Annotated in this window: 8 protein-coding genes; 3 read left to right on the top strand and 5 right to left on the bottom strand. The window is 71.2% G+C overall.

Going from position 1 to position 7,475, the window contains the following annotated elements; all coding sequences use genetic code 11:
- Positions 1–325: 325 nt before the first annotated feature.
- The gene (locus VED21_RS32580; RefSeq protein ID WP_324889989.1) at positions 326–1,030 is read left to right on the top strand and encodes a glutathione S-transferase N-terminal domain-containing protein; all 705 of its coding nucleotides are present in this window, start codon (positions 326–328) and stop codon (positions 1,028–1,030) included.
- Positions 1,031–1,037: 7 nt separating this feature from the next.
- Here the strand turns inward: VED21_RS32580 and blaOXA are convergent, their stop codons facing one another.
- Positions 1,038–1,871: a class D beta-lactamase gene (blaOXA, locus tag VED21_RS32575; protein ID WP_324889987.1), complete on the bottom strand. Its 834-nt coding sequence runs from the start codon at positions 1,869–1,871 to the stop codon at positions 1,038–1,040.
- A gap of 109 nt (positions 1,872–1,980) precedes the next feature.
- Between blaOXA and VED21_RS32570 the strand changes: the two genes are divergently transcribed.
- Complete coding sequence (locus VED21_RS32570) at positions 1,981–2,850, top strand: LysR family transcriptional regulator (RefSeq protein ID WP_324889985.1); 870 nt, start codon at positions 1,981–1,983, stop codon at positions 2,848–2,850.
- 5 nt (positions 2,851–2,855) lie between these two features.
- Here the strand turns inward: VED21_RS32570 and VED21_RS32565 are convergent, their stop codons facing one another.
- From VED21_RS32565 to VED21_RS32550, 4 genes are read right to left on the bottom strand one after another with little or no spacing between them, the layout of a single operon-like run.
- Entirely contained in the window at positions 2,856–3,686 is an 831-nt protein-coding gene (locus VED21_RS32565) for a universal stress protein (RefSeq protein ID WP_324889983.1), read from the bottom strand.
- A 13-nt stretch (positions 3,687–3,699) separates the two neighbouring features.
- The gene (locus VED21_RS32560; RefSeq protein ID WP_324889981.1) at positions 3,700–5,199 is read right to left on the bottom strand and encodes a tripartite tricarboxylate transporter permease; all 1,500 of its coding nucleotides are present in this window, start codon (positions 5,197–5,199) and stop codon (positions 3,700–3,702) included.
- The gene (locus VED21_RS32555; RefSeq protein WP_324889979.1) at positions 5,199–5,654 is read right to left on the bottom strand and encodes a tripartite tricarboxylate transporter TctB family protein; all 456 of its coding nucleotides are present in this window, start codon (positions 5,652–5,654) and stop codon (positions 5,199–5,201) included. Before VED21_RS32555 ends, VED21_RS32560 begins: the two co-directional genes overlap by 1 nt.
- 28 nt (positions 5,655–5,682) lie before the next feature.
- Positions 5,683–6,663, bottom strand: coding sequence for a tripartite tricarboxylate transporter substrate binding protein (locus VED21_RS32550; RefSeq protein ID WP_324889977.1), 981 nt, complete (start codon positions 6,661–6,663; stop codon positions 5,683–5,685).
- 102 nt (positions 6,664–6,765) lie between these two features.
- Between VED21_RS32550 and VED21_RS32545 the strand changes: the two genes are divergently transcribed.
- On the top strand, positions 6,766–7,475 hold a 710-nt coding region (locus VED21_RS32545; RefSeq protein ID WP_324889975.1), incomplete at its 3' end, for a class I adenylate-forming enzyme family protein.

Here is a 7,475-nt window from a genome sequence, read left to right as displayed (position 1 = left end):
GCCCCGCTCTCCCACCGGCTGACGCGGGAGCGGTCGTAGCGCCGGTTCAGCTGGCCGTTCAGCCAGGATGCGAAGCCCTGCTGGTCTTCGCCGCGCCGTTCGCGGATGGCGCGCAGCTCGTCGCCGTTCATCGAACCTCCGAAAAGCGTGTGCCGTGGCGGGGCACACTCGCGCACTTGACGCAAGCGCGTCAAGCCCTGGAGCGTAGCTTGCGTCAATCACCCCTGTTCGGCGGGCTACCCCCTTGGAATTCAGGGCGTGCGAAACACCTCATCCCACGATCCTGCCGGGCACCGCCCGGCGCCGTTTCCCCCAGGAGTTCCGGATGCCCGATCTTTCTGCCTTCCCCATCACCAAACGCTGGCCGGCCACGCATCCCGACCGGCTGCAGCTCTATTCGCTGCCCACGCCCAACGGGGTCAAGGTCTCCATCATGCTGGAGGAAACCGGGCTGCCGTACGAGCCGCACACCATCGACATCGGCGCCAGCGAGACCTGGACGCCGGAGTTCCTGTCACTGAACCCCAACGGCAAGATCCCGGCAATCATCGACCCCGACGGGCCGGGAGGCCAGCCGCTGGTCCTGTTCGAATCCGGCGCCATCCTGCTGTACCTCGCCGAGAAGACCGGCAAGCTCCTGCCCACGGATCCGGCCCGGCGGTACGAGACCATCCAGTGGGTGTTCTTCCAGATGGCGGCGGTCGGCCCGATGTTCGGCCAGCTCGGCTACTTCCACAAGTTCGCCGGCCGCGAAATCGAGGACAAGCGCCCGCAGGAACGCTACCGGGCGGAATCGCAGCGCCTGCTGGGCGTGCTGGAGGGGCGGCTGGCCGGCCGCACCTGGATCATGGGCGACGACTACACCATCGCCGACATCGCGCTGCTGGGCTGGGTGCGCAACCTGATCGGCTTCTACGGCGCCGGCGACCTGGTGGCGTACAGCGAACTGACCCACGTCCCGGCGTGGCTGGAGCGCGGGCTGGCGCGGCCGGCGGTGCAGCGCGGCCTCACCATCCCGGCCCGGCCCTAACGGCCCGTCACGCCTTCCCGATCATGGACGACAGCTTGGCGAGCACCGCGGCGCGTGCCGCGGGGCCGCCAAAGCCCTTGGTCTGCGGGTCGCCGGCCTCCAGCCGGGCGAAGACCACGCGGCGGCCGTCCTTCTCGGCCCAGCCGATGAACCAGCCGAGCGGCCGGGTGCGGTCGACGGCACCCTTGGCGTCGCGCAGCCAGCCGCTGCCAGTCTTGCCCCACACGGTCCAGCCACCGTCCGCCGGAAAGCTCGGCATGTTGGCCAGCGTCATGTCGCAGGCGTGCCCCGACACCGGCAGCGTCCGGGCGAAGACGCGCGACAGCAGTTGCACCTGCTCGTCGGTCGAGATCGTCAGCGACGACATCAGCCAGGATTCGGTCAGCCCGTCGTTCCTGCCGAGGTTCCCGCGGACGTCGCGGTTGCCGTAGTCCAGCGCGTCCACATAGGCCTTGAAGCGCTCCATCCCCATGCGCCGGGTGAGTTCCTGGGAGTACCAGACGATGGACTCGCGCAACCAGATGGTGGGATCAGTGGCGATCTTCTGCTGCTCCATTCTCGACGCGTATTCCGGCCGGTAGTCCCACCGGGGGTCGTGCGTGTCCTTCAGGATGCCGGAGTCGAAGCCCATCAGGGCCAAAGGAAATTTGAAGGTGGACATGGGGCTGAAGCGCCGGTCGCACGGCCCATCGCGGAACAGCGCGCGCCCCGTGGCGAGGTCCCGGACGTGCGTGCACACCACGGGGCTGGTGTCGGTGGTGGCGGCGAAGCCTTTGCCCGCAAAGGCTCCCAGCCCGCCCGCCAGGAGCAGTCCGCCGGTAAACTGACGCCGGTCGATCATCGGTCCCTTCCCTCTCATAAGCGTTGCCTGGGCCTGGGATAATCCGCTGGCGGCGGGGCGGCAAACGATGATACCTGGGGCGAGGCATTAGAAAAATTTTGGGATCCGGATGGTCCGCCCGTACCTGCCGCTGAACGCGCTGCGTGCCTTCGAGGCGTCGGCCCGGCACGCCAGCTTCACCCGCGCGGCGATCGAGCTGTGCGTGACCCAGGCCGCCGTCAGCCATCAGGTGAAGCTGCTGGAGGAGCGGCTGGGCACCGTCCTGTTCCACCGCCTGCCGCGCGGCCTTGCCCTGACGGACGAGGGGATGGCGCTGCTGCCGACGCTGCAGGACGCCTTCGACCGCATCGGCGGCCTGCTGGAGCAGTTCGAGGGCGGACGCTTCCGCGAGGTGCTGACGGTCGGCGCGGTCGGCACCTTCGCCGTGGGTTGGCTGCTGCCTCGCCTGCCGCAGTTCCGCGACGCGCACCCCTTCGTCGACCTGCGCCTGTCGACCAACAACAACCGGGTGGACATCGCGGCGGAGGGGTTGGACTTCGCCATCCGCTTCGGCACCGGCGCCTGGCACGGCACGGACGCGGTGAGGCTGCTGGAAGCACCGCTGTCGGTGCTGTGCGCGCCCGAGGTGGCCGCACGCCTGCGCGAGCCGGCCGACGTGGCGCGCGAGACGCTGCTGCGCTCCTACCGAGCCGACGAATGGCTGGACTGGTTCGCGGCGGCTGGCGTGGCGGCACCGCCAGCGATCAAGGGGCCGGTGTTCGATTCCTCCTCGACCATGGTGGAGGCCGCCGTCCAGGGCATCGGCGTGGCGCTGGCCCCGCCCGCGATGTTCCGCCGACACCTTGCCGTCGGCGCGGTCGAGCAGCCGTTCGGGATCGCGGTGTCCAAGGGCAGCTACTGGCTTACCAAGCTCAAGTCGAAGACGCCCACCCCCGCCATGGCGGCGTTCCAGGAGTGGCTGCTGGGGACGGTGGCGTAGCGGCGTCAATGCGCCAGCAGGATCGGCACCGGGGCGGAGGACAGCAGCGAACGGCTGACGCCGCCCAGCACGCGCTCGCGCAGGCGGCTGTGGCCGTAGGCGCCCATCACCAGCAGGTCGATCCCGGCGGCCGCGACCTCGGCGCGCAGCGTGTCGGCGACGCTGCCGGCCGGCGCCACGCGGCGCGCCGCGGCGGCGATGCCGTGGTCGGCGAGGTAGGCGACCACCTCCTCCGCCTCGCCGTCCTGCGGGTCGTCGCTGACGCGCAGCACCGTTACCGATTCGGCGCCGGCCAACAGCGGCAGCGCGTCGGCCAGCGCGCGGCCGGCCTGCACGCTGCCGTCCCAGGCCACGGCGACGCGGGACACCGGCAGCGCGTCGCCGGTTTCGGGCAGCAGCAGCACGGGGCGCCCCGTCTCGAACAGCGCAGCGTTGAACTGCGGCCCGTGCACGGTGGTGGCGTTGCCGCGGTGGCGCGGCAGCACGATCAGGTCGCACAGCCGGCCGTGCCGGGCCAGCGCCGCCGTCTCCGCCCCGGCGGCGACGCGCCAGCGGACCTGCGTCCCTGGGTGCGTGCCGGAGTGCAGGTCGACCGCGGCTTGGGCGGCGGCCATGCGGCGGTCCTCGGCGCCTTCGGCCTCGTCCAGGCGGTGGCGGAGCGCGGCGGGCGGCGCCCCCTCGCCCAGCAGCACGCGATCCACGGCGATGCCGCGCAGGTACAGCACCTCCACCACGCTTCCCAGGCAGGCGGCGAGGCGGCAGGCGCGCGGCAGCGCGGCGTCCACGGCGGCGGCGTCGTGCACGGGGACCAGCAGGCGCTTCAGGCGGTGGGTCATGATGGTTGGCCCCCTACTCGACGAACACGTCCTGGCGCTTGCGGCGGATGGCCGGCAGCACGGCGACCACCAGGATCACCGCCGCCAGCGCCAGGAGGCCGGCGCTGATCGGCCGGTGCGCGAACACCATGGGGTCGCCGCGCGACAGCAGGAGCGCGCGGCGCAGGTTCTCCTCCATCATGGGGCCAAGGACGAAGCCCAGCAACAGCGGTGCGGGCTCGCACTCCAGCTTGAGGAACAGGTAGCCGGCCAAGCCGAACAGCGCCATCAGCGCCACTTCGAACAGGGAGTTGTTCAGGCTGTACACGCCGATGGCGCAAAACGTCAGGATGGCCGGGAACAGCAGCCGGTAGGGGACGCGCAGCAGCCGCACCCACAGCCCGATCATCGGCAGGTTGATGACGATCAGCATCAGGTTGCCGGCCCACATGCTGGCGATCATGCCCCAGAACAGGTCGGGCTGGGTGCTCATCACCTGCGGCCCCGGTGCTATGCCCTGGATCATCATGGCACCGACCATCAGCGCCATCACCGGGTTGGCGGGGATGCCCAGCGTCAAGAGCGGGATGAAGGAGGCCTGGGCGCCTGCGTTGTTCGCCGCCTCCGGCGCCGCCACCCCCTCGATGGCGCCGCGCCCGAAGCGGGAGGGGTCGCGGGCGATGCGCTTCTCGATGGTGTAGGCGGCGAAGCTGCTGAGCACCGCACCGCCGCCCGGCAGCACGCCCAGCACCCCGCCGATGGCCGTGCCGCGCAGGATCGGCGGGAAGCACGCCTTCAGGTCGCGCCACGACGGCATCAGGCCGGTCAGCTTTCCGGACAGCACGTCGCGCCGTTCCGGCCGTTCCAAATTGTAGATGACCTCCGACAGGCCGAACAGGCCCATGGCCAGCGGCACGAAGCCGATGCCGTCCGACAGCTCCGCCACGCCGAAGGTGAAGCGCTGCGCGCCGGAATTCACGTCGGTGCCGACCATGCCCAGCAGCAGGCCCAGGAAGATCATCCCCACCGCCTTCAGCACCGAGCCCGACGCCAGCACGATGGTGGCGACCAGCCCCAGCGTCATCAGCGCGAAGTACTCGGCCGAGCCGAACTGCTTGGCCAGCGCCGTCAGCAGCGGGCCGAACAGGGCGATGGCCAGCGTCATCACCGTGCCGGCGAAGAACGACCCGATGGCGGCGATCGCCAGCGCCTGCCCCGCCCGCCCCTGCCGCGCCATCTGGTAGCCGTCCAGGCAGGTGATGACGGAGGAGGACTCGCCCGGCAGGTTGACCAGGATGGCGCTGGTGGAGCCGCCGTATTGCGCGCCGTAGTAGATGCCGGCCAGCATGATCAGCGCGCCGACGGGCGGCAGCGTGAAGGTGATGGGCAGCAGCAGCGCCACGGTGGCCACCGGCCCCAGCCCCGGCAGCACGCCGATCAGCGTGCCCAGCAGCGCGCCGGCCAGACAGAACCCCAGGTTGGCCGGCGTGAACGCCACCCCGATGCCGAGTGCCAAATTCGCCAGCAGGTCCATCACGGCACCAGCCAGATGGGCCAGATGGGGATCAGCAGGCCGAGGCCGTAAACGAACACCGCCACGCAGAACGCCGCCAGCAGGCCGGCGAAGGCGACGGCCTCCACCCAGCGCCGGTCGGGGGCGGCCAGCGTGGCGACCAGCACGGCGGCGGCGGTGGTCAGCACCAGCCCGGCGACCTTCAGCAGGGCCGCGAAGCACAGGATGGCGGCCAGCACCAGCCCCAGCGGCCGCCACGCCAGCCGCGGCAGCGGCGCGCCGCCGAACAGCAACGCCCGCGCCGTGACGACCACGCCCAGCCCGGCCAGCCCCAGCGACAGGGCGCGCGGCATGTACCCCGGCCCCATGCGCGCCCCCACCCCCACCGGCAGGTCGAGGCAAAGCAGGAACCCGCCCACCCCGGCGGCGAGGAAGATCAGCCCGGCGGCCACGTCCCGGGTGACGGTCAGGCGCATCGCGCTACGGTCCCCCAACTCAGGTGCGTCAATCCACCTTCGCGCCGGACACCTTCACCACCTTGGCCCACTTGTCGAACTCGGCGCGGGTGAAGTCGCCGAACTGGGCGGGGGTGATGGGACGGGCGGCCGCACCCATGTCGGCGAAGCGCTTGGCGGCGTCCTCGGTGGCCAGCGCCTTGTTGATCTCGGCGTTCAGCTTGTCGACGATCGGCTTGGGCGTGGCCGCCGGCGCGAAGACGCCGAACCAGCTGGACGCCGCGAAGTCCGGCACGCCGGCCTCCGCGACCGTGGGCAGGTCGGGCAGCGCGGGGGAGCGCTTGGCCGTGGTCACGGCGATGGCCTTCAGGCTGCCGGCGCGGATGTGCTGGATGGCCGCCGGCAGGTTGTCGAACATGCAGTCCACCTGCCCCGCCAGCAGATCGGTCAGCGCCGGGCTGCTGCCCTTGTAGGGGACGTGCACCATGTCGGTGCCGGTCATCTGCTTGAACAGCTCGCCCGACATGTGGATGGAGGTGCCGTTGCCGCTCGACGCCATGGTCATCTCGCCGGGCTTGGCCTTCAGCGCCTGGATGAACTCGGCCACCGTGTTGGCCTTGACGCGCTGCGGGTTCACGACCAGGACGTTCGGCACCTCGGCCACCAGGGCCACGGGGGCGAAGTCGTTGCGCGTGTCGTAGGGCATCTTGGCGTACAGGCTGGCGTTGATGGCGTGCGTGCCGACCGTGCCCATGACGATGGTGTATCCGTCCGGCTCCGCCTTGGCGACCGCGTCGGCACCGATGTTGCCGCCGGCCCCGGGGCGGTTGTCCACCACCACCTGCTGGCCCAGGCTGTCGGACAGCTTCTGGCTGACGAGGCGGGCGAAGATGTCGGTCGCACCACCGGGCGGGAACGGCACGACCATGCGGATGGGCTTCGTCGGGTAGGTCTGCGCCGCCGCCACACCCGCCGCCAGCAGGACCGCCAGGGCACCGGCGGCGGCACGGGCGGCAATCGTCTTGAGCATGTCTCCCCTCCTCCTCGTGGAATTTATTTTTGTTTTCCCGACGATGGCCCGCGGCCTTATGGTTGTCAACCGCAACAATCCGCGACCAAATCGGGTCTGGCCATGCTGCCCATCGACTTCCTCTACCGCTCCGCCCGCCACGCCCCCGGGGCCGTCGCCGTGGACGCGCCATCCGGCAATTTGAGCTATGCCGAGCTGGTGGCGCGCGTGGACGCGCTGGCCGCCGGGCTGCAGGCGCTGGATCCGACGCCGGGCAGCCGGGTGGGCATCTGCGCCCACAACACGGTGACGCACCTGCTGGCCCTGCTGGCGACGCTGGCGGCCGGCAAGGTGTGGGTGCCGCTGAACCCGCGCGAGAACCGGCCGGAGCTGGACGGCAAGGTCGCCGCCACCAACCCCTCCATCCTGGTGGTGGACGAGGACTGCCTGGACAAGGTGGGCGTGCCGCCCGGCGCGCACCGGGTGCTGGGCGCCGGGGCGCAAGGCGCCGATTCGGTGGCCGGCCTGATCGCCGCCAACCACGGCCGCCGCCCGCAGCGGGTGGAGCGGCCGCTGGACGGCGTGCAGGCGATCAAGTTCACCGGCGGTTCCAGCGGCCGGCCGAAGGGCGTGCTGCAGCCCTGCCGCGCCTGGGTGGCGGGGGCGGTGTCGATGATGCACGGCTGGGGCCTGGGGCCGGACGACGGCTATCTGCTGGCCGCCCCGCTGACGCACGGCACGTCGTGCTACGTCACGCCGATCCTGGCGGCCGGCGGGCGGCTGGTGTTCCTGGAGGACAAGACGAGCCCGGCCGGCGTGCTGGAGGCGCTGGA

This window comes from Azospirillum sp. (genome assembly GCF_035627195.1).
In the GTDB taxonomy this organism is placed as follows: Bacteria; Pseudomonadota; Alphaproteobacteria; order Azospirillales; family Azospirillaceae; genus Azospirillum.
This window is presented reverse-complemented; position numbering and strand designations above follow the sequence as displayed.

What these genes read in the sequence shown, in the direction of transcription:
- VED21_RS32560 (WP_324889981.1), bottom strand. Translation starts at nt 5,199, where the DNA reads ATGGACCTGCTGGCGAATTTGGCACTCGGCATCGGGGTGGCGTTCACG.
- VED21_RS32565 (WP_324889983.1), bottom strand. Translation starts at nt 3,686, where the DNA reads ATGACCCACCGCCTGAAGCGCCTGCTGGTCCCCGTGCACGACGCCGCC.
- VED21_RS32580 (WP_324889989.1), top strand. Translation starts at nt 326, where the DNA reads ATGCCCGATCTTTCTGCCTTCCCCATCACCAAACGCTGGCCGGCCACG.
- VED21_RS32570 (WP_324889985.1), top strand. Translation starts at nt 1,981, where the DNA reads ATGGTCCGCCCGTACCTGCCGCTGAACGCGCTGCGTGCCTTCGAGGCG.
- VED21_RS32555 (WP_324889979.1), bottom strand. Translation starts at nt 5,654, where the DNA reads ATGCGCCTGACCGTCACCCGGGACGTGGCCGCCGGGCTGATCTTCCTC.
- VED21_RS32550 (WP_324889977.1), bottom strand. Translation starts at nt 6,663, where the DNA reads ATGCTCAAGACGATTGCCGCCCGTGCCGCCGCCGGTGCCCTGGCGGTC.
- blaOXA (WP_324889987.1), bottom strand. Translation starts at nt 1,871, where the DNA reads ATGATCGACCGGCGTCAGTTTACCGGCGGACTGCTCCTGGCGGGCGGG.